Consider the following 26921-nt stretch of genomic DNA (forward strand, 5'->3'; position numbering starts at 1 on the left):
TATTGATTGCCCCTTTCATTTTTGATTTTCCCGCGTCACTCCGCGGTTTTCGAGTCTTAAATAATCAATTCTGATTAGCATGAGCAAAAATAATGGAGCAGCCTCCGTTTGTCTTTAGAGACCGGAAGGACAGCTCCACGCCGCTTGCTTATCTGTTATTCGGTCAGCCTGCTACAGCAATTCCTGTTCTGATGCTCTTCCATGCTTCAGTGCCTTGTAGCTGCTCGGAGGCATGCCCTCGTACTTGCGGAAAAAACGATTAAAGCTTTGAACGTTCATGTAGCCGACCTCGATGGCAATCTGTGCGATGTTCAGCTTGGATTCCAAGAGCAGATGCTTGGCGTACTCGATTCGCAACTGGTTGGTGTAGTCGATCAGGCTCTTGCCCGATAACTCATAAACGAGCTTACGCATGTAGGAATAGCTGATGCCGATTTCCTTCGCCATATCTTCAAATACGATCTCTTCGCTGAAATGCTCTTCCAAGTACCGAATGATCCGCTCTCCGTAGTTGACCTCACCTGAGCTGCGCGTAACATATTGAATAATTTCGCCAAAGAAGCCATGCAAATATTCTTCAAGCTCATCCAGCGTATCAAAGGATGCAATGGCGGAATATATATTCCCTTGCCGGGCGAAGAAACGCGAAGTGCTAATATTGTTCTCCCTGAGATGTCTGATCGTAACGCCTACCAATTGGGTGTAGATGAACAGGATATTATCGTAGGAGATGTAGTCGACCGACTGGATCTCGCCCCGAATGAGCGCCAGTTCTTTCATAATGCTGACCTGATCCCCGTTATCGAGAAAGTTAAGTATACGCCTCTCGCTGTTCGATGGATAAACATATTTTTTGCTTTGCTCGGCCTCTTGCTTCCAATACGTAATACCGCCGCTGCCTTCAATCATGCGATGCTTGATGACTTCCATCGCTTCTACCACTCGATCGGCGATCATGGCGCTTTCCATCGTTTGGCTGCTGACCCCAACAGTAACAGTGTGACCCAGCAATTCGGCTGCCGCATCCCTGATTACGGCAAGCGCCTGATTGATGCCCTCATATTGGCTTTCAAGCTCCGCTGAACCAAAGTTGATGACAATGGCAAAGCAGCCTTCCCCTTGATAGACGCTTCGCGCGTGTACGCCGTCCGCGAATGAACTCTCGCATTTGGCTATGAGCAAATAACGATGGTAATTACGGGTCTCCGGATTGGTTTTGCTCACATACCTTCTATATTGATCAATTGAGACAATGGCTACGAAGGAATAGGGCTCCGGAAATAGCTCGTTAATCTGCTTCGCCACTTCGCCCCGCAGCAAGTTATGAATAGACAAGCTGCGTGTATCCTGTTCCCGTTCCTGCAGCAGCTTGTAGAGCCCTTCCTCCTCGTCCTGCATACGTCTGAATGCCGCATCTAGGAAAACAAGCTCATTCTTGTCCCCAATAACGAGATTTTTACTGCGTGCGCGGACAACACGGACCAGCTCCCTTAGCGGCTTGGATAGCCAGGTTGCAAGAAAGACGGTTAACACGGTTCCTGCGACAATAATCATAATCGTAATAACAATAATGTTGCTCTGCAGGGAGTTAGTCTTGGTCATCAACTCGTCCATTGAATAAATGTTAACATTCCACCACCCAAACAGCGGAGAACGGGACCACGTATAGATCAGTCGTTCACCCGCGATTTCATGGAACGCATAACCTTCCTTCGAGCCGCTCTCCAATATCTCTTCAATATGAGGCTGCTGCCTCCCGTCTGTAAGCAACAAGCTCTTGTCATCATGAGATATGATCGTCCCATCCGCTCCCAAGAGGAGATAATTATGCTTACCCGGCTCCGTACTGCGAAGATATTCCGCAATTTGGCTTTCTCGCAGGTTGACGACTAGAAAACCGCGAGTCGTGGTCAACAAGCTGTTGAGAGGCAGCACGTAAGATACCACTTTTACCCCCGAGTCCAATGTACGCGGATACCATACGCCGCTTATCCCTCTTCTGCCGACAAACGCTTCCTCTGTCCAATCGATCGACTCATACCTCTCCAGCGTCGTAATGCCCTTGTCGGTGGAAATGACATAGTCGGAATCCTCCAGGTAGAAGTAGGACGAATACACGCCGTTTACTCTATGATTCAAGTTGAGCAATTCCAGCAATACAGCTTGCGCTTTGCTCACATTGCTATAGTTCACGTTAAGCTCGTTAAACGTCTCGAACACGCGAATGCGGTCGAAAATATTCGTGGCAGCAAGCCTCACTGCATCCTGAGCCAGATTGTTCAGCGCATTCTCATTAAGCTTGCGGTTCGCATTCAGACCCGCCAATGAGGATTCAGCGATAGCGCTCTCGGAGTTCTGCAAAATCTGTCCGCCGCTATACCAGGTCAAGATAGCCATTGGAATGGCCATAACGCAGAACAGAATCAGTGCCAACTGCAGCATCATTGGAATTCGTTTCATGGATTCTCTCCCTGTCGCCTCTGCATTCGTATTGCATTGCCGCAAAAAAGCGCTTACAAAATCAATTGAATAGGAAGCCGATGAGCTGTCCTAACCTACAAATATTTTACCTGTAAGATCTATAATTTAAAAGGAATTTTTGTAAGTAACACCCATGCAAAAAGCCTGATGGAAGATTAACCTCCCTATCAGGCTATATGGTCAGATATGATTAGATAAAGGCTTTACGGATTCACGGTCAATGCCTCAATACGCTTATTAATGTTTCCCCGCAGCAGTCCGCCGTGATAGCAAACGACGGTTACAATCTCGAACGGCTTGAACTTCTCGAGCGAGCGGATTGCCTGCTCCATGTTAACCGTAGAATAAGGAGAGGAACCCAGCAATTCGCCATTATGGATAACCAAAGCATCGCTCGCGATAAGCGTCTTGCTTGCTTGGTGGTACAGACTGATATGGCCCGGCGTATGGCCCGGCGTATGGATAACCGTTAGCCCGCCGCCAATCGGCAATGTCTCTCCGTCCGATATCAGCCTTGTTACATTCGGCTTGGAAGGATGAACGAAAGTGCTCTCGAACTTCAAGCGCACATGGTCCGGCAACGAAGCAAGCTCGGCGCTTAGCATCTCTGGAGGGAATTTCAGAAGCGGTGCTTGTCCGTCGATTGTATCTCTATCGTCCTCATGGGCGTATATCTCGAATGCCGCTTCGCCATTATCGCCTAGAAATTGCGGCAAACCTCCGATATGATCAATGTCCTGATGCGTCAGAATAATCGTTTGAAGCGTCTTTTCGGAAATCCCTGCTTCCTTGGCGTACGCGAGGATTGCCTCGGCCATTCCCGGCATTCCCGTATCGATCAACGTCCAAGTGTGTTGGTCATGAACGATCATAGGATGAATGATCATCGTACGGTCGCCAAGCTTCATCTCAAGCTCCAACATATCTAGTCCTTCTGCAATACGCATCATTGTTGCCGAGCTTGCGCGAGGGCCAAGCTTCGGCACACCTCCCTTATAGGTATAAAATAAAACTCATGAGTTCAATATAAAACTATAAAGTTTCATTGTCAACGCTATAACGTTGACCTCTTTCGAATCTCATGTCAATATAGGGTGGGGTGATTGTCTACATGACGGATTTAAAGAAAGCGAAAGTTCTCGACACGGCTATGGATTTGTTCCGAAATAAGGGGTACAACGCAACTTCGATGCAAGATATCGCTGAAGCGTGCGGGATGGCCAAAGCCAGCATCTATAAAATCTTTACATCCAAAGAGGCTCTGTTCACAGCGACTTTCGTCGCCTGCCATCAGACGTTGCTTGAGCAGGCCGCCGAACTTGACCGCTCCGGAATGCCGCTTGGCGTATCTCCTAAGGAGAAGCTCAGCCGTTTGATCGAATTTTATCTATACTATATCCTTGAGAATCACTTGTTCATGATCGAATTCAACGAATCTCCTATTACGGAGAATGACATTTACATAGAAGCAGCGAAGAAGATCAACAATGCCCTGCTGACTTGGCGGAAGGAGATGTTGATTGAAGCCTTCGGCGAGCAGCTCGAACCGCATGTGTGGGATGCCGTCATGATCTTCCGCGGCATTCTCCGCGAATATACGAACGGCGTCTTGCAGAAAGTGGTCTCACAGCCGCTCCCTGCCCTTGCGGACTTTATCGTCGATCGCATGGAAGCCATCGTACAGGATATGATCCGCACAGCACCGAAGCCGATAATCGGCGAATGGATCGTTGAGCCGCGTCTCATGAACACTAACGACGAATCGGCGCGAAAAGGAACGGTCGCGGAATTTCTTAAGGCGATGGAGGAGCGGATTCAGACCCTTCCCCTGCCGTCAGCCTCCCTCAAGGAGTTAAGTGAAGTTGTCGGTCTTCTGCGCGCGGAAGTGCAGGCGGAGCAGCCCAACCTCACCTTACTCCGGGTTCTGAAGGCGCATCTAGAGGCGGTTCCGGAGCTGCGCTCGTATTTGCGGCAGCTTAAGCTGCTGCTAACTTAATCCATAGAAAAAGCCGTGACCTTCGACAAAGAAGGAACACGGCTTTCGTTTTTTTACTCATGTCATAATTATTGCTTCCTTCTTTCGAAATATTGGACCGAGCGAATCTCAATTCCCAGCCAATCCTCCCCGGCCGCGACTAAAATTAATCAAGATGCTGCTAGCACTGGCTCATAACCGCGTTTATTTTCTCTTTTGAATGGGTATCCATTTTCATGGGTTTCAAAGCACTGGAATCTCATTTTGGATGCTCATGTGCGCTATCCTCTACAGGACGATGAATTGCATCTAACAATCCTGACACATCATCGAAAATTTAACTGAGAGGTGCCAACTTAGTTTTACGCACCAAATAATAATCCGCTTTGTCCCCTATTCCAATACTTCATCCTTCTTATCCATTTCAAATAGAACCTTATTTATTACTTTCAAGTGCAAGCCCAATGGGTCCAGTATATAAGATTGTGTAAATAAATTAAGTAGTGTACTAAGTAATACTGGGACGATAAAGAATAAACACATAAAAACAAAATCAAATAATTGGCCACCATCGAGTGTATTAGAATACAATGCAATAAGAGAGATCAATAAGGCGAGTAATGGTACAATACCTGTTGTTAAATAACTTCCCAAATGTCCGTTACCATTGTTTTTGTGAGATTTTAGATCAATATCAAATTGAAGGTCAACCAAACTTTGCCTATCAAATTTCTGCATATAATAGTTAAATAGTATTTGACCTTCTGTAGTTAAGTTATAATTACCTGTATGTGTAACGGTTAAATAAGATTTCCCAAATAACTTTACAGGCTTTTTCAATTGTTTACTAACCCACTTCATCTGATTCCATTGAATTGCGAAAAGAATGATAAATAACAAAGTTGCTACAACTATACAAATAAAAACAATGATTTGTGTATTTCCCATGACTGTAACATCGCCTCTACATTTCATTTTAGTTTAGTGCATAACATATTAATTTAATAAAAGATTGCATGCTTTTTAAGACTGAATACTTTCCCCAGAAATATTTTCAAGTCCTCCTGTCGACAATGGTCTGCTTTAACCCCTATGCGACAGTTCACATTATGATTTACTTTAATACTGTTAAAGACTCCGGCTTAAACGTTCCTGATATCTCCCGAACCGGCCTCTCCAATCGTGAGCTGCTCGAATCTCGCATGCGATCCTTCGCTGATCGGCGCTTGGGCAACGACGCCTACTTTTATTTCCTCGGGGCAGTCCATTCCGAAATATCTGACCAGCTTCCAATGCTCCCCGTCCAACGAATAATGGAAGGCAAAGCAGTTTCCGGAACGCGCTGCTCTCAAATAAGGCTGCCTTACCTCTACCGGGCTGGACACGCAGTCGTCCGATGTGTTTCTAGTGACAACGCTTAGGATGGAGGGCTGATTCTCAAAAAACTCGAAACATACTTTTGCCCAATTACGGTCATCGGCCATTATCATTAGGCAACCGGAATCGTATTGCTGCTTCATCTCCACGCTGACGCGCGTTACGATGCTGAAATCGCCTTTTACCCAAGTGTACAGATACGGCGCGGACGCTTTGTTCGTTTCTCCAGATGGATCGATAAAGAAGTCTGCCATTGCGGGCGCAGCCACCGATAAGCTATGATCCTTCTGAAACGTCCAATTGACAGGTTCGTTTATCCAATGCAAACGGGACGATAGGGATTGATTGTAACAGCCTTCAAATAAATTCATCGTATTCGCTCCTAGTAAGTGGATATATGATTTCGAACCATTCAAATATACTACAAAATTTCTAGCATTTGCACGTTATGCCAATCTGAATGACATCAAAACAAAGAAAGCTAGCTCATCCGCACAGGCTGCGGATAAGCTAACTTTATTAATGTTATAGAGAGAGCAGCTTCGCAAAAACCGTTGCCGCCTCGGCGCGGGTCAATGAGCTCTGAGGATTAAACTTCCCGTTTCCTCCGCCCCGAACTAATCCAAGCCGCTCTACATTCGCAATCGCTTCGATTGCCCAACTTTGCGCGTCATCCATATCGTTAAAGCTTGCGGTTGGGGTATTCCCCGTATTTTTGCCATTCATGTACGCATACGCCCGATTTAGTATGACCGCCATCTCTTGACGGCTAATCTGCGCATGCGGATTAAATTGTTGATTATTTTGACCGAATATAATGCCTTTTTCAGCGGCAGCGATGACTGCATCCGCATACCAAGCATCGTCGTCCACATCATTGAACTGCCCTTCTCCGGTTGCGGAAAGCTGCAATGCCCTAGCGATAATTGCCGTAAACTCCGCACGAGTAATCGATGCATTAGGCGCGAACCGCTCGGCATCTACTCCGGCAACCAAATTTGCTGCGGACAACATTTGAATGTAATCGTACGCCCAGTGATTGCTGTTCATATCAGAATAATTCGTTACCACTTCAATGGCTACGTAGGTGTGGCCGGCCAGCAATGCAAGACGATTCGCATAAAGAGCGACATTCGCTTGGACCAGCGTTAGCTTTCCATCGCTGCCTTTTTCATATAGATTCGTATATGCAGACATTCCATCGGATTGCATGCCAAGCGCATAAGATAACGCGGCCGTTGCAGCGCTTGAAGTTGCTGTAACCGTGAATGCTTTGCTTGCAGCGCTGGCCGTCTTTTTCGAGCTTTGGATTTGCTCCACATAGGCTTGCTGCTCGGCCGGCGTTGCATACTCCACCGTGATTTCAACCGACTCCGCGTCGCTGTTGTCCGACAACAATCTGTTCAGCTCTTGTCCGCTTATCACGATGTTCGGTTGATTAGGCACGGTGATGACGATTTCTCCGTTCTCCAATTGTTTGATCAAGGAGGCCAGCTCGGTTGGAATTTGAATCGTACCGCCATCGCTGCTTAGATCAATGACCAATCTTCCGGATTGGATCGCTGCCGTTACTTCCTTATCCGAAATGACTTTATCCGCAGTTGGCGTCGGCTCAGGAGACGGTTCCGGCGACGGCTCGTCGATTGGACCCGGCACCGAAGGCCCGCCGGTCTTCGGCTTCGTGATCGAGAACTCGTCGATCAAATCGCCCGCGCTCGTGCGCGCTTCGACGCGAATCTCGTTCTGCGTAATTTTGATAGCGGAATATACGGGAACATCCTCGTCGAATATGTGATTTAAATAGTCGTACTTAATGCCGTCGTAGAATTTCCAGCCAGCGGCGCCGCCATCCAAATAAACAGTGCCCTTATTCGTGCTTTTGTTAGGCTTTCCGTCTTGCATCGGATAAGTGCGTGCGTACACGTGATCATGGCCTACCAGGACCAAATCGACTTTCATCTTCTCTAATATAGGCGCGAAATACGTTTGCGTGTACTCTACGAGCGTGTCACGGCCTTCCTCTGTATGGTAGGCAGGACGGTGAAACATCGCGATCGTCCATTTTTTGTCGTTTTTATCCAGATCGTCTTGCAGCCAGGCAGCTTGGTCCATCATTTGCTCTTCCGTGCCTTCCGAGTTCAATACAACAAAGTGCGTATCGTCGATATCGTAAGCATAGGCATATTGCATTTGGGATTCCGGTCCGTTCTCGGGGAAATTGGCGCCTTTGGTAAACACGTCCTTCCCTTCGCTCTTCACGTCATGATTCCCGAGCGTTAGCGCGGACGGATACGTTGTGGCATAGATCGAAGAAGCTTTCCAGAACTGCATCCATTCTTCGAGGGCTCCGCCTACGTCCACCATATCTCCGCCGTGCATGACAAATTGCGTAGACGGATATTGCGCGAACGCGTTAGTCATGAGCTCTTGATAGATTTCCAATCCGTCATCTTCTTTCGTATGCGAATCCGTAACGTACAAGAAAGAGGTTGGCGTAGCTTTGTTCCGATCAAGCGTGGAATAGGCATACCATGCCGACCAGTGGCCGTCATAGCCTACGCGATATTTGTAAGCCGTGTTTGCCTTCAAGCCTTCTATTCGTACATTATGGAAGCGGATCTCGCCCTTGGTGCCCTTCTCCTTCATGCTAAGCACCTGAAGCTCGCTCTCGGATTGCTGCTGCTTTACATAAGAGGCATTAGGTTCTTCTTCCGTCCCCCAATCGCTCGCAGCGATGTACTGAATGAACGTGTCTTTAGTTGCGGAATTCGTTTGCCATGCCGCGCTCAACTGCGTGGACATGTCTTCCGCGACATATGTTTGAACGAACTCCGGGGCGTTCGTGCCGTATTGCTCCACGACCTCATAGTCGACAACCTTACTGTTCTGATCGCCGAAGACGGCTTGAACCTGATAGGTTCCAAGCGCCAGTGTCGTTAAATCCGAAGTCAGTTGTCCTTCGGCATCCGTCTGGCCCAAGCTGCCGTCCAGCGATTGGCTGCTAACATCGGCTTCGGCGATATAGCCCGTTGTTTGGCCGTCGGCAAATATAACCTCGAACCAACCGTCATCGGCTTCTCCCGACGCATAGTAGCGTTGGCCGGCCGTTGCAACCATCAGCACCTCGGAGGAAGCATCGTCATCCTCGTATACATTAGTCGTTGCGGCGTCAATCGTTACGACCGAGCTTTGCTTCAATAAGCCCGTAAAATAAATATCGGCGCCCTCATACGGTTGATGATTACGGTCTGTAACCGTGAACGTAGTGGTAGTCCCTATTCCAACTCCCGTCATCTCCAGATGGAACGGAAAAGCAATCGTGTAGCGGATAGGCGTAGCGAGCGGCGAACTCGTTTGAACTCCGCCCGATGCCAGCTCCGAACCGCTCATCGTTATGGATTTATAAGCCTCGCCTCGCGCCAGCACAGCCTCGGAGTTGACTCTGAAGTTGACTGTCGCGATATCGCCGGCAACTGCCGCAGATAGCCCGTCAAGGTTTACTTGGACGATTCCGTTCTCATTATCGATATCCGACGTTTGGGTAACGCCGTTAACTTCGTCAACGTTTTCTACTTGCAGCGTATTCGGGTCGTAATTTAATTCGAACTGTGCCGACTCTGCATTCGCATAATCCTTAATATTTACGTTGACGGCATATATTTCATTGCTAACTGCCTCTTCGGCGGCTTTCATGAATAGACGTTCGCCAGCATTCATCGTGAAGGCATAGGTTTTCTCTGCCGGGTTGCCGTTATTATCTTTCACCTGAATAGCAAGAACATGATACCCGCCGTCAATACGTTCGCCTGGGTAGGTTAATAGATGGGAGTCGGAAGCATACTGCACGTCGGCCGTAATATCCGTCCCATCCAAATAAACGGACAACGTATCCATATTAAGGCCTGATTCCGTGTCGGCCATCTCCACCTTCAATTCATCCAGGGGAGCAGTTAATTCGGCATTTTCGACAGGAGCAATCGGTTTAATGACCGGCACGTCATGATCCTCATCGGCCTCCTCATAAATAAACCGAATATCGTCCACCCATATGGAGCCCTTGTTTTTCTTGCTCATATCGGACTGCTTCAATTGGAAAAACAACTCAAGAACGATAGGGCCGGTTTTACCTTGCGGAACATCGGCCTCGATATATTTCCATCCCGTCCAATTGATACCGTTCGTAGCCGCATCGTAGAATTCGGACTGGAAGGAAGAGCCGCTCCCTCCTTGCTCCCTGAATTTCGTCGTTAACAAATGTCCCTCGTTATTGCCGTAAACCCACATTCCTACTTTGATGGGGTAGCCCGTTACCGGCATATAGCTTTGATAACCTACCTCGATTTGGGACGGATTGTCTACGATCCCGATCATGTCATAATCGATTCTGGCAGAGTATTGTCCATTCCTTACGTACTTCGCGTTGTCTTCCAGGTGCAGCGTGGCTTCATACATACGTTTAGGATTGAATTTAACGTCGGAAATGCCATCCTCAAAATCTTCAACGATAACGGATGCGGTGCCATCTGCGGCTTGGACATACGGATTCGGCCCGAATCCCGACAGTAGCTCTACTCCTAGCAACGTTAATACAAACGCGATTATTAATGTTTTGCGCGATTCTTTTGTAATAATATTCATGTTTCCATCCTCTCTGATCACAGATTCATCGTGTCATTAAGGATTTTATCAATGCATTGTAATGTGAATTCACATAAATTGTTAAGAAATTTTATTATTCTAAGAAAACAGAAAGACGGCCCACTCATCAATGAATGGACCGTCCTTGGCTTTACGGGGTCGACGAGACGATGATGCGCGTTACGTTCGCTCCTCCCAGACCGCCGCTCACCCGAATCACGTTACCGGAGCCTGCATTCAAATCAATGGCACGGCTGACCTGTCCGGTGTACGTACTCCAGCCCCCCGTGCCAGGCAGCGTGAGCGAATAGCCATTCCCGGTCGGGTCGCCGCTGGCGTTCACCCGAAACGTTGTTTGGGTGTCCGCCGAACCGTAGATGACCGTAAGCGTCGACTGTCCGCCCGCACCGCCGTTCACGCCAGTCACCTCGAAGTAAGAGCCGGGAATGTGCATATTTTCGATGGTGCCGCCCGATTTAACCGCCCCGCCCCCCACTGACACATTGGCTCCGCTCATCGGATATTCCGTTGGCTGGGCAGATTGCGGAATCAACGATACAATGACACGGGACACGTTCGCTCCCCCCATACCGCCGCTGAGCCGAATGATATTATTCGCGCCCGCGTTTAGATCGATCAGGCGATTGGTCCGACCGATGTAGCTTCCCCAGCCACCTGTACCGGGAAGGGAAAGGAAATATCCGTCTCCGGCCGTATCGCCGCTGGCGTCTACCTTGAAGGCTGAGCCGCCGTCAGCGGAAGCGTATAGCACAGTAAGAAGCGCCTTGCCCCCAGTGCCGCCGTTAATACCATTCAACTGGATATAAGAACCTGACGTATGCATATTTTCAATTTTGTCGCCCGAACGGGTTGCTCCTCCGCCAAAGGCGACGTTGCCGCTATTCATGGCATATTCCGTTTTCTGGGTATATTCATCGAAGCTCTCGTTAATCAAGTCGTAGTACTTGATCTCCGTGGCATGCGAACGCGAGCCGACCGCCGGGACGCCCGTGGTCGTCTGAATAACCTTCTGGATCGTGCCGTCGGAATTGAAATACAATCGGTCCACGGCGACGGAACGCAGCGTACCGTTAGAGGAAATTTGGGCATTATGGTAGAACAAATACCAGTTCCCCTTATACTCCACAACAGAGCCATGGGACGTTTCGCTGCTTACCGGATCCAGCAGAATACCGCGATTCACCCACGGACCAAGCGGACTGCTGCTGGTCGCGTACCGCATCCGGTTGCCGCCTGCGTTATTATCGGAATAGGTTAAGTAATACGTGCTTCCCCGCTTGAACACCCAAGTAGCCTCGTGAAAGTCGTCCAGCTCGGTGAACTGCTTGACGGGACCGTCGATCGACGTCATGTTGGCAGCAAGCTTCATACCGTAGCTTGTTCCACCGCCTCCGGCATAAAGATAATAGGTGCCGTCGTCGTCACGGAACACGTTAGGATCTATTAAGTTACTGCCCGGAAGCCCCTGTATATAGCCTTGAACCTCGAAGTCCGCGGCAGGCTTGTCACTTGTCGCCACGCCGATTTTCCAAGAGTTGTTCCAGTTCGTGTCGCTTGGATGAGGGAAATAGAAGTAATACGTTCCATTCTTGTAAGCCGCGTCAGGGGCCCACATAAAGCCTCCCTCCGGTCGTCCCCACGGCACATCATCCGCTCGCAGGATCTCTCCCTCGTCCACCCAGTCCACCATATTATCCGACGAGAAAACGTGATACTTATCCATCAGATCGCTGCCCCTGGAAGGAAATATATCATGTGACGCATATACATAAATACGTCCGTCATTCCACACGCGCGCAGAAGGATCGGCAGTGAAGATGCTAGTGAAAATTGGATTACCAGAGCTGATGACTGGATCTGCGGCAGAAGAAGAGGATGCTAATCCGAAAAAGATAGACAGAAGCATTGTACCTGATAAGAACAAGCTTAAAACCTTTTTTTTCATTATTATTGTTGCCTCCCCATTACATGAATTCCGAGCATTACGTCGGTAAACGCTTTCATAACCATGCCATCTAACTGCTTGATAAGCAGACAGTGAAAATGCCCCCATTATCACCCCTCGATAACCATAATGGTAAAACTGTAAATATAAGGACCATTAATAGCTTAACGTATAGGTAACCTCTAATATAGTGAGGCATTATTAAACTTTTCCCTATCATTCTTAGCTGCGTAGCCTATATTTTTGATTGCATACCAAAAACACACCGCCATGGACTTACTCTCCACATGACGATGTGTTCACTTGATTACTCAACCATTTTGAAGATTAGCTCCCCGTGCCCTGATACTTATTCAGTCCCGCATTCCAGACCCGATAAGCAATGAAGAACAGAAGAAGGCCGACGATTGGAGTGGCGTAGGGCAGCCACGGCGCGAATAGCGAGCCCCCCTCCTTACCTAGGATCAGATGAGACGGATAATAATTGACGAATCCGTATGGGATAATAAACGTCAATATAATTCGCAAAAGCTTGCCGTAGATCGATATCGGGTAATCGGCAAAACCCCGAATTCCGAATATAACGACATTCATAATCGATCGGGCGCGAACGATCCAGAAGCACATCGAGCCGGTTATGACAATGAAGGAAGCCTGAACGAACACCGCTCCGAGCAGCATAAACACGAAGCTGACATAGGAGCCGAAGCCGGGATGAATATCCAGCCGACTGAAACAGAACCCCAGCATGATGATCGCGATAACAATGTCGCCGAGAAAGAAGTGGCCGAAGCTGCGAATAATCATATGGATGAACGGGTTGATCGGCTTGACCAGCAAGCTGTCGAAGGAGCCTTTGTGCACATCTTCTTCAACATCATTCATTTGGAACAAGAAAAACACAGCTGCCACCGCATAAGTAAGCATATTAAGCGTGTAAATCAGCATGACCTCATACATATTCCAGCCGTTAATCGTCTGAAAGCGGCTCATTAACGCCCATATGACCATATAACTGACGATATGCGTGAGGGCGAAGCCGACAAAATCCATATAAAAGCCAAAACCGTGCTCGGTTTTGCTTTTGAAATAAATCGGAATAAACCGCGCGTAAAGCTTCAAGTATCTCATCTTAGCCTCCCTGAACGACTAGCCGGCGAACAGCTCTCGACCACATCCATTTTTGCAACAGCAGAAACCCGGCTATCCAAGCTAGTTGCTGGACAACGATTGCAAGCAGCTCCTGCCAGCCTGTGACTTTTCCCAAGAAGACAGAAATCGGCTCAAAATAGATGAGGCGAAATGGTAAAAAGTACGAGACCTGCACCAGCGAGTCCGAGAAAAACCAAATCGGAATAAACGCTCCGGAAAATAGCCGGATCAGCCCGTTCAGCACCGTATTGACCTGCCAGACAAGAATGTACCAGAAGGCAATTAATCCGATTGTATACGTAATTAAGAAATTAAGAATCAAACCATTGATGACAAGAAGTAGGAAAGCAAGGCCGTTTGCCAGCGAGGGAAGTTGTACATGGAAGAATAGCAAGCTGACCGTTATTAACGGAATTAATTCAAACAGCATCCGGTACATATTCGTGCCGAAAGCCTGGCAGAAGATAACGGATCGGAAGCTCATCGGCTTAATGAGATCCATCGCAATCTCGCCCGAAGACACTTTCGAGCTTACTCTGAAGATGACATCATTCGTTGCGAATACCGAAATGACCGAGCTGATGACCACATACGTGATCATCTCTTGTATGGAAATCGTTCCGGCTTGCGAGGTCAAGTGGCTCGAATCGCCAAATAAAGCGTGCCAAATATATACCTGCACGAATATTTTGAACAGCTGCCCGAACAGGAACAGCAGTACCTCGGCCCGAAAAGCAAGCAGTGAGCGGAAGGCGTTCAGCGTCATTTCCCGATAGAGTGCGACTCTCATACGTTCACTTCCTGCTGCTGACGTTCCTTCTGACTAAAGCCGGCATACAGCTTGCGAATAATTTCCTCGATCTCCGTTTCCTTAACCTTGAAATCGCGAACGGAATAACGATCCATAATCCACTTCATGACCGCAGAGGAGTTCATATGGTTCTTGTCGTAGACGAGCTGGCTGCGAGCGTCTTCCGTTCGGCTGAACGAAATCCCCATGCGCAGAAGCGCATCGTCCATCACAAATTCCTCTTCCGTATCCAGCTCCATCGTCTCCATATTGCCGTAATCGTTTTTCAGCGTATGCAGATTGCCGTCATACATAAGCTTGCCGTGATCGACAACCATAACGCGGCTGCACAACTTCTCGATGTCCGACATGTCATGCGTCGTCAGTATGACCGTCGTTCCTCTTTCCCGATTAATCTCGCGGATGAACTCACGGATTCTCTCTTTCACCACGACATCAAGCCCGATCGTTGGTTCGTCAAGATATACGATATCAGGATCATGCAGCAGCGCCGCGCATAGATCCGCTCGCATCCGTTGGCCAAGACTTAACGATCGGACAGCCACGTTTTTGAATTCGTCCAATCCAAGAATGTCGCCGAACAGTGCCATATTCTGAACAAAACGATCCTCCGGAATATCATACATATATTTCGTCAGCCGGAGCGACTCGATGACCGGCGTGTCCCACCATAGCTGGCTTTTCTGGCCGAACACGGCACCGATTTTTCGCGCATTCTCGATGCGGTTCTCGAAAGGCACAAGTCCGTTCACGCGCACATCCCCGCTAGTTGGCACGAGAATGCCTACCATCATTTTGATCGTAGTCGACTTCCCCGCTCCGTTGGGCCCGATATAGCCGACAATCTCACCTCGATCGATCGTAAAAGAGATGTCCTCAACCGCAATCTTCTGCTCGTATTCCCGGTATACGAGACTTTTCATTAACGGCCAGAAGCCGTCTTCACGCTTCTGCCTTTTGAATTCCTTGCGCAAATTTTCTACATGAATCAGCGGCATGGCTGACCCTCCCTCATACCGTATCCAACTATTATAGAAGCTGGAAAAAGATATAGGTATATGGAAATATAGTCTTTTGCAGGGTTGCTTTGACTTTCATGTCGCTGAAACAAAAAGAGTACATCGCTCATTAAGCGATGTACTCTTTTTTCTACTAATGGTCAAATTACTTTCCTATTTGTCGGATGTAAGACTCTTCGTAATGGATACGAGTACAAGCCCGATTACCAAGATTACCGCCCACGCGGCAAAAGAAGCCCAACCTTCCGGCAGCAGTCCGAGGAATTGATAAGATAGCGGTTTGCCGAAGATGGCTTTAATCAGAGGCTGTGCCACCGTTGCAAGACCGATAAGACTTAAGATAATTCCAAGTATCTGCAACCCGTCATTTTGAATCTTCTTCATTGTTCTTCTCTCCTTGTCGCAATAGTAAATACGCCGATCATCTCTTGAACAGCGCCTTCAAAATCTTCGATTTCGTTCATTGCGATCCGGCCGCTTAATGTGTCTATAACGCTCCTGACGAACATCGCCATCATATCAGGAGAAAAAGACCTGAAGCTTTTTTCTTCAGTTTGTCCATATCGGAAAATTTCGATGAGCGGCTGATTTATGAGATTGTCTTTATCGGAGAAAGCTAAACTGCCGTCTTGGTCTCTATGATTAGCAATAATGTGCATGATGGCTAATGTCCCGATTCGATTGTTAGCCACATAACGCAAATTAGCATCAATATACGACTCCAACGCTTTAGATGCCGTTTGATCAATGACCATATGCTTAGCCATATATTCCGCCGCATCGTGAAAGTAGACCCCTACAAGCTCAGATAAAATAAGATCTTTTCGTGAAAAATGATACGTGACCACTCCTTTGCTGATGTTCAGATGTGTTGCAATCGCACCTAGAGAAAAGCCGGCATAGCCGATTTTAGCTATAAGCTCCTGTGCGGCCAACAGTATTTTTTCACGCGTATCCTTCATGCTCTTTCACCTTCACTTTCGTTCCAAGCAGGTAGTCATTTTCGTATTACAATCATTTTAGTACGATCGAGCTAAAATGACAAGTTGTTTTCGTACGACCGAGCTAATTATTAAAACGCATAATAAAAATACACCGCCATGGCACGAGGTCCACTTGGCGGTGTATTTCATGGTGTTACTATTTAATCATTTGGAACACTTGCTCAACGTCTTTATCTCCGCGACCAGACAGATTGATGATGAGAATCTGATCCTGATCCATCGTAGGTGCAAGCTTCTTCGCGTATGCAACCGCGTGCGCGCTCTCCAAGGCAGGGATAATCCCTTCCGTGCGGGATAGTTCCTGGAACGCTTTCAGCACTTCGTCGTTAGTAACGGTGGCATATTCTGCACGTCCCGTCACCTTCAAGTGGCTATGCTCCGGACCAATGCCCGGATAATCGAGCCCCGCGGCAATCGAATACGTTTTCCGAGGCTCGCCTGCCTCGTCCAGCAGCACCAAACACTTGAAGCCGTGAATCATGCCGGGAACGCCCTCGGTCAAAGTTGGCGCTTGATCGGGTTCGACGCCGATCAGGCGGACGCTTGGCTCGTCGATATAGTGGGCGAATGCGCCGATTGCATTGCTGCCGCCGCCCGCGCAGGCTACCACCGCATCCGGCAAACGGCCTTCCTTCTCCAAAATCTGTTGCTTCGACTCTTCGCTGATGACCGCTTGAAAGTGTTTGACCATTGTCGGGAACGGATGCGGTCCAACCGCGGAACCGAGCAAATAAAACGTATTTTTATAATTGCGAACGAGATCGCCCAGTGCTTCATCCACCGCGTCCTTCAGTCGTCCTTGGCCCTTATCAACCGGTACGACCGTAGCGCCAAGCAGTTCCATCCGGAACACGTTAAGCGCTTGGCGGCGCGTATCTTCGGCTCCCATGTAGATGACGCATTCCATATTAAACATAGCGCAAGCCGTTGCCGTAGCGACTCCGTGCTGTCCAGCACCGGTCTCGGCTATAATCCGCTTGGCACCCATACGCTTGGCGAGCAGAATCTGGCCAATCGCGTTGTTGATCTTATGAGCTCCGGTGTGGTTCAGATCCTCGCGCTTTAAGTAGATTTTGGGTCCGCCCCAAGCCTTGGACAACCGCTCCGCATACGTCAGCGGGCTCTTGCGGCCAACATATTCGCGCAGATAATAGCTAAGCTCTTCATTGAATTCCGGGTCGTCTTTGAACTTATTAAATTGCTCGCTCAAATAGTTCAGCACTTCCTGCAATTCCGGCGGGACGAAGCTGCCCCCGAATTCTCCGAAGTATCCTTCTTGCTGTACTTGTTGGTCCATAAGTAAGCGCCTCCATAAATAGAAATAGTAATCTATCGAAACTATATTACCATAATTTTCAGCCTATCATTACTATTGTTCTGCTTATCCTTGTTTCGCCAGGTTTTCTGCGGTGCGGAAAGCCAATGCAAGAATCGTTAACACCGGGTTAACGCCGCCATTGGTCACATGCACAGAGCCGTCGCTCACCCAAAGATTGTCGTATCCATGAACACGGCCCAAGGGATCAGTGACCGATGTCGCAGGGTCGTTCCCCATACGCAGCGTACCCGCCTGATGCTGACCGGCACTTAGCCCGCTGCCCGGCCGGGTTCGCCACACCTCACGCGCTCCAGCCGCCCATAGCCACTTCTCCGCTTGCTCTCCCAACATGTCAGCAGCACGAAGAGACTCGGGATGAACGCCCCCGGAGAGGCTAGCTACGGGTATGCCAAAACGGTCTTTGACCGACTTCGATAGACGCACTCTGGACTCCGGATTCGGAATCTCTTGGATCGGCCCTTGAATTTGGCTCGTTCGCAAGTAGCTCTCGCGCATCGTTTCCTTGCCCTTGCTCCCCCATCGCGCCGCATTCGGCGCAAGTGCCCGATACCAATGGATGAGCGGCAATCGAGTGAACTCGTTAGCAAGAAGTCCTCCGCCGATAATCCCGCTTTCGCTACTATGGTCGAAGCGGAAGGTCGCAATACTCACGCCTGGGCCTAGACCATCTTGAACCCGCTCGTCGAAGAGGCCGTAAGCGCCGGCGTAGACGTGGCCTTGCAGATTTCTTCCTACTTGCCCATTCCGATTGCCTATGCCATTCGGTTCCGAATCACTTGCGGAATTGAGAAGAAGCCGTGCGCTTTCGATAGCTCCAGCGGCAACTACAATATGGCCTGCCCGAACTTGCCGTCGCTGAACGGAGCCCTCCGATTGCTGTACGAGATGAACTCCGGTAGCATGTTTTCCTCCTTCGGTATCAATGCGCTCCACCGTCGTATCGCAGATCAGATCGCAGTTGCCGGTAGCCATGGCTCTTACTAACATCGTATTGTGCCCGCCATTCTTGCTGTTGGTTGGACAAGCAAATCCGACACATTGGCCGCACTGAACACAAGCCGGACGACCATCCCGCTGAACGGAGTTGATGAGGAGCGGCACCGCCCCTGCTTCCCATCCTAGCTTCTCTGCTGCACGGGCTAGGCGTTCTGCCTCCAACGTAGGCGATAATGCCGGCATTGGATAAGCATGTTCCCGCTTTCCCCTTCCAGAATGGGCATCCCCATCACCGGAGACGCCAACCTCCCACTCAGCCCGATTGTAGTAGGGTTCGAGATCTTCATATTGAATCGGCCAATCACTTAACGAACTGCCTTCTGGTACCCCATAGCGACTCGCCATACGGAAATCATTCGGGTGAAAACGCCATGCCTGGGCCCCATAGATCCGCGTTCCTCCACCCAAAGTCATCGCATTATTGTGGTATTCACCTTCAAAAGGCACCGTGATTCGCTCGTCCCCGCCTGCCAATACAATGGTACGAGGGTTGCCCTCTGTATCTGGTCCAGTGTTATGTCCATATTTGTTAAACCGATGATTACGCAAGTGATCTCTGCCGACCTGACTGTATCGAAGCCAACTGCCGCGCTCCACAACGAGAACCAGCAGCCCTGCTTCAGCCAATACCGCTGCCGCTACCGAACCGCCAGCGCCAGCTCCAATAACGATAACGTCATATCGGTCTCTCAGCTGACCCAACGATATTTGCGGCAAGTCGACTTCCGGAGTTTGTGTATCCGTTTCGGATACGGGGCCAGGACGGAAGCCAATCATATCCCATGACTTGCCTCCGATATTCCCGCCTGATTCCGGACTTCCATAATACCCTTCGGCAACTAGACTCAATAGAGTATCGAAGAAACGTTTAGACGCCGGAAAGGAACCGAGCTCTGCATCATGAAGCAATCGATCTTGCTCTTGAGCCGACAGTTCCGAGAAGGGTTGGTTATGAAGTTTGACTGCTTCTGCATTTAATGCGCGAAGGCCGGGTTCTATCACTTCCGTCCAGGTAGCAGCATCTTGAACGGCGTAGCGCTCCAAATAAGTCAGGACTCCCCCTTCGGACGCCGATGGCCACTCATCCTTCGGTATCATTCGATCAGTAACCGCCTTCAAAACTTGAGTTTCATCATGTTGACTCATTCTCCCGATCGCCCCTCCCAATATAGCTTCATATCCATATTAACCTTTTCACCGGCTTGTTCAAGTCCTATCTACAACTGTCTGGCAACGGCAAGTATTAGAGCCATCCATTGGATGTTGTCCATATGTCCGATACCCATTTCATGTTAATTATATATAATTCTTTGTTAGTATTGTCTATCCTTGCATCGCTTCTTAATTGGTACAATGCAAATGAACATACCGATATGATTCGTTGGGAGGAAAAGCCTTGGAGTTAGTACTCGATTTAGTGGCAAATAAGCTGGGGTGGATGCCGGAATCACTAGAGATGAAATTTCAAGAAAGAGGATTGACGAACCAGAACTATGTTGTATCGAACGGTTTAGAAAAAGTGGTTGTCCGAGTGAATGGAGCTCATACCGGATTGTTAGGCATTAACCGGCAGGCAGAGCTAGCTGCGATAGAGGCTGTGAGCGATTTAAAAACTGCGCCTGAGCTTTTGTATTTTGACGTTGAACAAGAATACATGATGACTCGGTTCATCGAAGGGCGTACGTGGGAATCGAGCGACTTGGACATGAATGTGGACCGTATATGCGTTTTGCTCAAAAAGGTACATACGGCTGCTGAGATTGACTTTGAGTTTTCGCCTTACAAAGACATTGAGTCATGGATTCAAAAAGCGAAAAGCCGCGGCCAGCAGTTGCCTAACTCGCTAGACAAAATGTTGGAATGGCTTCACCGCATACAAGCTTTGCGAGCGGCAGCTTCGGACAACTTCCGAGGGCTTTGCCACAATGACCCTTTCGCCAATAATTTTATGGAAGATGGATCGCTTCGGCTATTGGATTGGGAGTTCGCAGGGATGGGCGACATCATGTATGATCTTGCTTGTATCAGCCAATCGATGGGGCATGACAAGCAGCTCGAGCTGTTGCATGCCTACTTCGGGCATACATCCATTGAACTTTTACGAGCGCTTCACGATATGGACTATGTCGTTTCTTTTTGGAATGCGATGTGGGCTGTCACTTTGCTTGACACATCGTCACCGTCACACCAGGGCTTTGATTACTCTGGCCTGGCCAACTATCTATTTCATAAGATGGAGAACGTTTTGGAACAGCAATAATGGCTAAACGCAAAAATACACCGCCACATGAGCGATGTATTCATACCCAGCTTATTCGATCATCCGCTTAATTTCGTCCACGATCAGACGAGGCTCGGTGTACATGATCATATGCCCGGATTGCGGGGCTTCGACCAAGCGGCCTACCGCTAACAAGCTTGCCGTCTGCCGATGGGCTTCGTGAAGCGCGGGCCGAAACTTTCTTTCCATTCGAGACATTAACGTTCCGGAGATGACGGTCACCTCTGTTCCCTCCAGCTTGAGCGGACGGTCGCGAAGCCTCCTCAAGTCCTCAAGGAATGGCATTCCCTCGGCTACCATCGTTCCTGCCGCCTGCAGAGTGAAATCTTCCCTGTAATGTTCCTTATAGACATCCGCAGGAAGAGCCTTTCCGGGCTTGCTTCCCATCAGCCGATATAGGCCAACTCTAGCAAGAAGCGGTATAAGTTTATTCATTCTCGCGTAATGCTTCGCGGACGCTTGTTCGAAATACAGTCCGCAATGCTCATCCGTCTGATCAACCAGAATAAGGCCGCGTATTCGCGCAGAACCCATCTTTGCAGCCGCCGTGCGAATGAGCGGTCCGCCCCAGCTATGTCCGACAAGGATGAATGGACCTGCACCCAGATGGTTCAACAAGCATATCAAATCATCTGCCATTCTAGTAAGCGTCCTTGGCCCTGGGTCCGGCTCGCTTCTTCCGCTACCCGCTCGGTCGTAGACGACAGCGCGTGCATGCTCGGCAACAAGCGGCTGCACTAGACCCCAACTGGAACGCGACAAGCCCATGCCCGATTCGAATACGACGGTTAGTTTGCCTGCGCCTTTCTCCATATAATGCAGCTGGCGCCCGTCTGAGGTCTGAATATAATGGCTGTTTCCAAGCGTATGAGATCTCTTGTCCGGCATCTTCGTTTTCCGCCCATCCATTAAGAATCATTATCAATAGTATTGTATGTGACGGAAGAAGAATGGACAAGTGCTGTTGCTGTTGACATCCCCTTCTATTTGTACTGGATCAGTCCAAAACGAATACCCTGCGGATCGTACAAGTAGGCAAGATAGAAATCGCCGAAGTCCATTTTATCCCTATCCAGCTTCGCGCTGTTTTCCACCGCTCTTGAGATGGTTTCGTCGATAGAATCGACTTGTATTGTAATTTGCACTCGTTGTGAAATATCCTTCGGGGATCGTGTAATACCGCCGTCTATACCAGCCGCATCACCTGATCCTGTCGTTACAGGCCAGTAATCCCAATTAGGATCCCCTATCTTCCAATCAAACACATTGGAGTAAAACCGAGATGCCCCCTCCGGATCCTGAGAACCTAAGTCAAACAAAACGACGCGATTCATATCCTCACTCCTCTACCAATTTCATTACAGAAATAGTATAAAGGATACAGTATAAGGAAGGTCAAGCGTTTATTGGGTTTACCGCAAAGAGTGAATGAATATTGCCATCCGGGTCGGCGAAAAAGCCCGCTGTATGTCCCCAAGACATGGACTTGGGCTCCGTAATCGAAGTAGCTCCCTTCGAGACAAAAGCATCGTACATCTCGTGAACAGCCTCAGGAGATTCACATTGAAAATTCAGTTCAAAGGCCTGCCCCTTGCGTTCTTCTATAAAAGAGTAATGACTGTTCGTATTATCAGCCATTAATGGTTTAGAACAAATCGCAAGACGAACTCCGTCATTTGCAAATTCAACGTAATGATCCTCTTCAACAACGATATGGAATCCAAGCACTTCATGATAAAACTTAGCTAATCGTGAAACATCGTCCGACAATACGGTAATACCTTCTAATTGCACTCTCATCATGGAATCTCTCCCTTATCCCGGCTTAACCGCCATTACTCTTAATCGTTTATAATCCGCGTACCATGAACCGTTATGAAACAATTCGTTTCGCGTTTTCTCCGCTATTTTCGCACAAACGGCATGCCTCTCAGCTTCGGACAGTGTCGTGAAGAAGTTGTCGGCGAAACCCCGAAGCCAATGGTTCAAGCCTTGCTCGTTGTCCTCGATCTTTGTCGGTCGATCAAAGTGAATCGCATAGGTGACGCGGAAGCCCTGCTGTTCCAACAAGGTGCTGTATTCGGCGATGCTTGGAAAATACCAGGGATTCAGCTTGCTCGCATCAATGCCGAAGTCCTCTCGCAGCACCTCGCCAATGCCCTGAACGATCGTTTCCACATTTCCTTTCCCGCCAAACTCTGCAACAAACCTGCCGCCAGGTTTTAAACTATTCCATACACCGGCCAGTACCGCCCCCGGGTTCTTCATCCAATGCAGCGCCGCGTTGGAAAATACGGCATCGAACGTAGAATCTACGGTAAACCGTTCTCCATCCCCGACAAAAAATTGGATTTGAGGATATTTGCGCTGCGCCTGCCCGATCATCGTCTCTGACAAATCCATCCCTGTAACCTGTGCGCCGGCTTGGCTTATTTCATTCGCCAAATCTCCGGTTCCGCAGCCCAAATCAAAGATATGTTCATCCTTGATCGGATTCAAAAGCTGAACAACGTCCTTACCCAATTCAGATACAAATCCAAGCTTACGGTCATAGTGATCGGATTGCCAAACTTGATTGGAACTCATGGAATCATCTCCCAACTTTTATGTTAGGGATAGTATGGCACAGTCCTATTTATAAGTTAAATATATAAAATCTATATACATTATAGCCCTAACCTATCATGCAGCTCTATAAAAAAACATCGCCCAAGGTAAGTAACCTTGAGCGATGTCTACAAATCTCACATACTGCAATACTTCTAGTTCTGCACGCCCACATAGTCAATATTCGCGCCGTCATCGCCGCTGTCGCGTTGCAGCTTAATCGTAGCGCCCGCTGGTATCGGAATCGTCACCGTAACGGTCGAATACGTCGTATTCCAGCTGGACGTGGACGGGAACGTAACGTTGCCGCTGTCTACCCCATTAATGTACAGGCTCAGCCGTCCAGGATTGTTGGCGGTGCAGTAGCCGATCACGAGCTTGGAGCCCGCCTGCACATTAGCGACCGACACGGCGTCGCCAACATTGGAGTAATGATCCGTCGCTTGGCCGCCCGAGGCGCTCGCATCATTATAGATGCCTACCGCTCCCGTTCTGACTCCGTTCTCCGCTTCGTATTTCACGACGCTGCCACCGCCTCCGCCGCTCCCCACAATCACGACCGAGGACATTTTATCGTTGGCGTTCGGATTCGTACTGCTTGGGAAGTCGGTGTCCGCCGTGAACGACCAGGCCGTGCCGGTAAAGTTGTCGTTGTCATAGACGGTTACCGTATAGCCTAGCGGAACCTTGACGGAAGATACCCAGTTATTCGGAATGCCCGCCGCGGTAAGCTGTGCGGTCGTATAGCTTCCTGTCGCAAGCGTTTTGGAGGTGCCTCCGTAATTCGAGTCTTCGAAGAAGGTCGTAATCGTCGCTCTGCCGCCATTAGCGTCCAGACCCAGCTTGGAGTTCGTGCCGCTCAGCGACTTTACGCCTTGATTGGCCGTTCCCGTCAGCTGCGTATGCTCGAAGTTGGCAAAAGGTTTGGCCGTGCGTTCCACCACATACACCGTCCCAGCCGAGGTATTGAACGTAAACTCGCTGCTCGAGGACGTCGTAATAACGGCGTTGTCGGACATTCTTCTGACCTGCACGGCTTGCGTTCCCCATGGATTCACGACGGTAGCCGGCTTTCCGTTCAGGCTCTTGATTCCGACGTACTTGATCTCGTTAGCCGCTTTCTCGGAGCTGACCAGAAAACCTCCGCTGGCGAGCAGCGTAAATTTGCTGACTAAATCGGTCGGCAGCGCCGGGAATACCCGGATTTTGTCGTTATAGCTCTGGAGCAGCGATTCGTTCATTGCCGACAAATGTACGCCCATATACTCGAATTCGCCGTTAGAATTGGTCGTTCTTCCGTTCGGGTAATGCTGATAGCGCTGCAGCATCATCCGCATGCCGAGATACGCTTCATCGCCGAGACCAAGCCGGGCGGCCTGAATCGGAGCCGGATCCCATACGTTGTTCGAGTTATACGGATAAGGCCGTGCGTTGTAGTTGTTAACCAGCTTCTGATAATCCGGATAGCCGATTCCGCTAACGCTATACGGCCATGCCAGCTCCAGTACGACGTTCTCGTTGTTCCGATTCTGAGAAATCGGCGGCGTATGCGGCGCGTATTTGTTCGGATCGCTAGGGTCAATAGGATAAGCGACCAGATTGTTAAGCACGGTTTGCCATTCGGCGCGCAAATCCGCATCTACGCCAAGGCTGGCGCTGGCCTGTATAGCAACCGGGAACAAGGCGCGAATCGCGGCTAGATCGGTAATCGCGTTCCGTACGTCCCAATGCTGCTCGTGAGCGTTGGAGGAAGCCATATAATACTTACCTGTCGCACTGTCGTAGGAAACCATGTCGGCATAAAATTTCGCCGCCTCGCGCATGAACGGATACGCAGTGCCGCTTAAGTAATTAGCGTCGTTCGTATACTTGTACTGCGCATACATGTTCAGAGCCGCTTCCGCCGCCGTCGACAGCGTATCCTGCGTATAATCGCTGTAGATCGTTCCCGCCGCGCTGGCATTCCAGCCCATCGTCTCCGGTACCCAGATACCGTCGATTCCGTAACGGGTCATCGTATACGCCTTCAGCGTATTGTAATTTCGGCTGTATAAATTGTTAAAGACGTTAACCATATCGGCGTGATTGGAAGCCAGGAAGGAATGGTAGATGTCACGCTGATTCCAATACCAATAGGCATTGCTCCACTTGCCGCTGTCGTTGTCGTTAACGGCGCTAAATACGCCGTTAATAAAGTGGAACGGATAGTTGCCGTAAGAGCCGGCCGCAATCATGTAGGTGCTCAAGTAGTAGAAGCTTTCCATATAGTCGGCGTCACCGGATGCATTGGAATACTGCACGAACGATTTCGCCCAGAAGTTATGCCACCAGTTTTTGTAGCTGGCCAAGGTAGCGTTGTAGCCGGTATTTTTGACACCGGTAAGTTGGTTTTTGGCGGCGGTTACGGAGTTGTGGCCCGGCGCGTTCAGCCGGCTCGCGGTGGAGATCCAGATCGTGTAGCTTGAAGATGGGGTAATATTCAGCCTGACCTTGTTGCCTCCGACCGCCTGGGTGGTGAAGCTCGCTCCCTCGACGGTAGCCGCCAGCGTATAGCCGAAGTTATTCGCATCCGTCTGTCCCCTGCTCAGTCCGACGACCGTCGGGTCGACGAAGGTAGAGACCGTTCTCCACGTGTTGATGTCCGGCACGTCGCCGCCGCTGAAGTTGCTGACATCCCACAGGCTTAAATCCAGGGAGACGCTGGACAAGCCGGTACGGCTGTCCTCGACATGGATGCCCATGACTTCGGAGTTCGGTGCGCCCATAATCGTAATTTTACGGTTGCTGTCATACTCGGTTGTGAGCACGCCGTCATACAGCGATAGCCGCTGCTTGTACGACGTATAGCCCGCATTGAGCCCCGGATTCGTATACAGATTGACCAACCCTTGCGAAGCGAAGCCTTCCTGGGAAGCGTCCACGCCCGACACCTGCATCGTGATGCCGCCCAGCGTGTCCCACACCATGCCTCCGACCCGTCCGTTGCCGACGGTCAAAGCGCCTTTCGGGTCTGATACCGGCGACTGGTATACCACGTCATGCTTGGACAAATACGTTGCATAATCTACATCCAGCACGCCGGTCGACGTATTGAACGCCTGGGACATGGCGTGATCCGCCGCCGAAGCTACGCCTCCTGTTCCCGGTACTGCGGGCAACCATGCAAGACTGCCGACTACCAGCAGAATGGCAAGCTTTCTCGAGCCTTTCTTCCGAACCATCTTCATTGACCGATAACCTCCGTTTAATATCATATTGGCATAGCGGACCTCAAG

At 49.4% G+C, this 26921-nt stretch carries 20 protein-coding genes; 2 read left to right on the forward strand and 18 right to left on the reverse strand.

Annotation, left to right across the window (positions count from 1 at the left end):
- Positions 1–171: 171 nt before the first annotated feature.
- Positions 172–2460: an AraC family transcriptional regulator gene (locus tag AC0YN0_RS15785; protein WP_475822101.1), complete on the reverse strand. Its 2289-nt coding sequence runs from the start codon at positions 2458–2460 to the stop codon at positions 172–174.
- A gap of 224 nt (positions 2461–2684) precedes the next feature.
- Positions 2685–3467, reverse strand: a complete 783-nt coding sequence (locus AC0YN0_RS15790; protein ID WP_475822102.1) for an MBL fold metallo-hydrolase — start codon at positions 3465–3467, stop codon at positions 2685–2687.
- A gap of 125 nt (positions 3468–3592) precedes the next feature.
- Between AC0YN0_RS15790 and AC0YN0_RS15795 the strand changes: the two genes are divergently transcribed.
- Positions 3593–4477: a TetR/AcrR family transcriptional regulator gene (locus AC0YN0_RS15795; RefSeq protein ID WP_475822103.1), complete on the forward strand. Its 885-nt coding sequence runs from the start codon at positions 3593–3595 to the stop codon at positions 4475–4477.
- 372 nt (positions 4478–4849) lie between these two features.
- Here the strand turns inward: AC0YN0_RS15795 and AC0YN0_RS15800 are convergent, their stop codons facing one another.
- The 11 genes from AC0YN0_RS15800 to AC0YN0_RS15850 all read right to left on the reverse strand — a co-directional run bounded on the left by AC0YN0_RS15800 (position 4850) and on the right by AC0YN0_RS15850 (position 19904).
- The gene (locus AC0YN0_RS15800; protein ID WP_475822104.1) at positions 4850–5404 is read right to left on the reverse strand and encodes a hypothetical protein; all 555 of its coding nucleotides are present in this window, start codon (positions 5402–5404) and stop codon (positions 4850–4852) included.
- Positions 5405–5598: 194 nt separating this feature from the next.
- Positions 5599–6204 (reverse strand): DUF1349 domain-containing protein, encoded by a 606-nt coding sequence (locus AC0YN0_RS15805; RefSeq protein WP_475822105.1) that lies wholly within the window; start codon positions 6202–6204, stop codon positions 5599–5601.
- A 154-nt stretch (positions 6205–6358) separates the two neighbouring features.
- Positions 6359–10471, reverse strand: a complete 4113-nt coding sequence (locus AC0YN0_RS15810) for an S-layer homology domain-containing protein (protein ID WP_475822106.1) — start codon at positions 10469–10471, stop codon at positions 6359–6361.
- 151 nt (positions 10472–10622) lie between these two features.
- Positions 10623–12437, reverse strand: a complete 1815-nt coding sequence (locus AC0YN0_RS15815) for a family 43 glycosylhydrolase (protein WP_475822107.1) — start codon at positions 12435–12437, stop codon at positions 10623–10625.
- 327 nt (positions 12438–12764) lie between these two features.
- Positions 12765–13568: an ABC transporter permease gene (locus tag AC0YN0_RS15820; protein ID WP_475822108.1), complete on the reverse strand. Its 804-nt coding sequence runs from the start codon at positions 13566–13568 to the stop codon at positions 12765–12767.
- Between the two features lies 1 nt (position 13569).
- The gene (locus AC0YN0_RS15825) at positions 13570–14379 is read right to left on the reverse strand and encodes an ABC transporter permease (protein ID WP_475822109.1); all 810 of its coding nucleotides are present in this window, start codon (positions 14377–14379) and stop codon (positions 13570–13572) included.
- Positions 14376–15398, reverse strand: coding sequence for an ABC transporter ATP-binding protein (locus AC0YN0_RS15830; RefSeq protein ID WP_475822110.1), 1023 nt, complete (start codon positions 15396–15398; stop codon positions 14376–14378). Before AC0YN0_RS15830 ends, AC0YN0_RS15825 begins: the two co-directional genes overlap by 4 nt.
- 174 nt (positions 15399–15572) lie before the next feature.
- Positions 15573–15803: a hypothetical protein gene (locus tag AC0YN0_RS15835; protein ID WP_475822111.1), complete on the reverse strand. Its 231-nt coding sequence runs from the start codon at positions 15801–15803 to the stop codon at positions 15573–15575.
- The gene (locus AC0YN0_RS15840) at positions 15800–16381 is read right to left on the reverse strand and encodes a TetR/AcrR family transcriptional regulator (protein ID WP_475822112.1); all 582 of its coding nucleotides are present in this window, start codon (positions 16379–16381) and stop codon (positions 15800–15802) included. Before AC0YN0_RS15840 ends, AC0YN0_RS15835 begins: the two co-directional genes overlap by 4 nt.
- 178 nt (positions 16382–16559) lie before the next feature.
- A complete protein-coding gene (gene trpB / locus AC0YN0_RS15845) occupies positions 16560–17720 on the reverse strand; it encodes a tryptophan synthase subunit beta (RefSeq protein ID WP_475822113.1) in 1161 nt (386 codons plus the stop codon).
- Between the two features lie 84 nt (positions 17721–17804).
- Complete coding sequence (locus AC0YN0_RS15850; protein WP_475822114.1) at positions 17805–19904, reverse strand: GMC family oxidoreductase; 2100 nt, start codon at positions 19902–19904, stop codon at positions 17805–17807.
- A gap of 250 nt (positions 19905–20154) precedes the next feature.
- On the opposite strand from AC0YN0_RS15850, the gene gntI reads away from it, so the two are divergent.
- The gene (gntI, locus tag AC0YN0_RS15855; protein ID WP_475822115.1) at positions 20155–21018 is read left to right on the forward strand and encodes a guanitoxin biosynthesis pre-guanitoxin N-oxide kinase GntI; all 864 of its coding nucleotides are present in this window, start codon (positions 20155–20157) and stop codon (positions 21016–21018) included.
- Between the two features lie 51 nt (positions 21019–21069).
- Here the strand turns inward: gntI and AC0YN0_RS15860 are convergent, their stop codons facing one another.
- The 5 genes from AC0YN0_RS15860 to AC0YN0_RS15880 all read right to left on the reverse strand — a co-directional run bounded on the left by AC0YN0_RS15860 (position 21070) and on the right by AC0YN0_RS15880 (position 26873).
- Complete coding sequence (locus AC0YN0_RS15860) at positions 21070–21927, reverse strand: alpha/beta fold hydrolase (protein ID WP_475822116.1); 858 nt, start codon at positions 21925–21927, stop codon at positions 21070–21072.
- Between the two features lie 95 nt (positions 21928–22022).
- Positions 22023–22373, reverse strand: coding sequence for a VOC family protein (locus tag AC0YN0_RS15865; RefSeq protein ID WP_475822117.1), 351 nt, complete (start codon positions 22371–22373; stop codon positions 22023–22025).
- Between the two features lie 61 nt (positions 22374–22434).
- Entirely contained in the window at positions 22435–22842 is a 408-nt protein-coding gene (locus AC0YN0_RS15870) for a VOC family protein (RefSeq protein WP_475822118.1), read from the reverse strand.
- Positions 22843–22854: 12 nt separating this feature from the next.
- Entirely contained in the window at positions 22855–23625 is a 771-nt protein-coding gene (locus AC0YN0_RS15875; RefSeq protein ID WP_475822119.1) for a class I SAM-dependent methyltransferase, read from the reverse strand.
- Between the two features lie 176 nt (positions 23626–23801).
- Positions 23802–26873, reverse strand: a complete 3072-nt coding sequence (locus tag AC0YN0_RS15880; RefSeq protein WP_475822120.1) for a glycosyl hydrolase family 95 catalytic domain-containing protein — start codon at positions 26871–26873, stop codon at positions 23802–23804.
- Positions 26874–26921: the final 48 nt, after the last annotated feature.

The sequence above is a fragment of the Paenibacillus sp. J22P218 genome (assembly GCF_056269195.1).

Excerpts from the sequence above, each read along its gene's own strand:
- AC0YN0_RS15795 (WP_475822103.1), top strand. The coding sequence starts at position 3,593 with ATGACGGATTTAAAGAAAGCGAAAGTTCTCGACACGGCTATGGATTTG.
- AC0YN0_RS15880 (WP_475822120.1), bottom strand. The coding sequence starts at position 26,873 with ATGAAGATGGTTCGGAAGAAAGGCTCGAGAAAGCTTGCCATTCTGCTG.
- AC0YN0_RS15850 (WP_475822114.1), bottom strand. The coding sequence starts at position 19,904 with ATGAGTCAACATGATGAAACTCAAGTTTTGAAGGCGGTTACTGATCGA.
- AC0YN0_RS15825 (WP_475822109.1), bottom strand. The coding sequence starts at position 14,379 with ATGAGAGTCGCACTCTATCGGGAAATGACGCTGAACGCCTTCCGCTCA.
- AC0YN0_RS15840 (WP_475822112.1), bottom strand. The coding sequence starts at position 16,381 with ATGAAGGATACGCGTGAAAAAATACTGTTGGCCGCACAGGAGCTTATA.
- AC0YN0_RS15800 (WP_475822104.1), bottom strand. The coding sequence starts at position 5,404 with ATGGGAAATACACAAATCATTGTTTTTATTTGTATAGTTGTAGCAACT.
- AC0YN0_RS15860 (WP_475822116.1), bottom strand. The coding sequence starts at position 21,927 with ATGCCGGACAAGAGATCTCATACGCTTGGAAACAGCCATTATATTCAG.
- AC0YN0_RS15835 (WP_475822111.1), bottom strand. The coding sequence starts at position 15,803 with ATGAAGAAGATTCAAAATGACGGGTTGCAGATACTTGGAATTATCTTA.
- AC0YN0_RS15785 (WP_475822101.1), bottom strand. The coding sequence starts at position 2,460 with ATGAAACGAATTCCAATGATGCTGCAGTTGGCACTGATTCTGTTCTGC.
- AC0YN0_RS15870 (WP_475822118.1), bottom strand. The coding sequence starts at position 22,842 with ATGATGAGAGTGCAATTAGAAGGTATTACCGTATTGTCGGACGATGTT.
- AC0YN0_RS15805 (WP_475822105.1), bottom strand. The coding sequence starts at position 6,204 with ATGAATTTATTTGAAGGCTGTTACAATCAATCCCTATCGTCCCGTTTG.
- AC0YN0_RS15815 (WP_475822107.1), bottom strand. The coding sequence starts at position 12,437 with ATGAAAAAAAAGGTTTTAAGCTTGTTCTTATCAGGTACAATGCTTCTG.
- AC0YN0_RS15875 (WP_475822119.1), bottom strand. The coding sequence starts at position 23,625 with ATGAGTTCCAATCAAGTTTGGCAATCCGATCACTATGACCGTAAGCTT.
- AC0YN0_RS15865 (WP_475822117.1), bottom strand. The coding sequence starts at position 22,373 with ATGAATCGCGTCGTTTTGTTTGACTTAGGTTCTCAGGATCCGGAGGGG.
- AC0YN0_RS15820 (WP_475822108.1), bottom strand. The coding sequence starts at position 13,568 with ATGAGATACTTGAAGCTTTACGCGCGGTTTATTCCGATTTATTTCAAA.
- trpB (WP_475822113.1), bottom strand. The coding sequence starts at position 17,720 with ATGGACCAACAAGTACAGCAAGAAGGATACTTCGGAGAATTCGGGGGC.
- AC0YN0_RS15830 (WP_475822110.1), bottom strand. The coding sequence starts at position 15,398 with ATGCCGCTGATTCATGTAGAAAATTTGCGCAAGGAATTCAAAAGGCAG.
- AC0YN0_RS15810 (WP_475822106.1), bottom strand. The coding sequence starts at position 10,471 with ATGAATATTATTACAAAAGAATCGCGCAAAACATTAATAATCGCGTTT.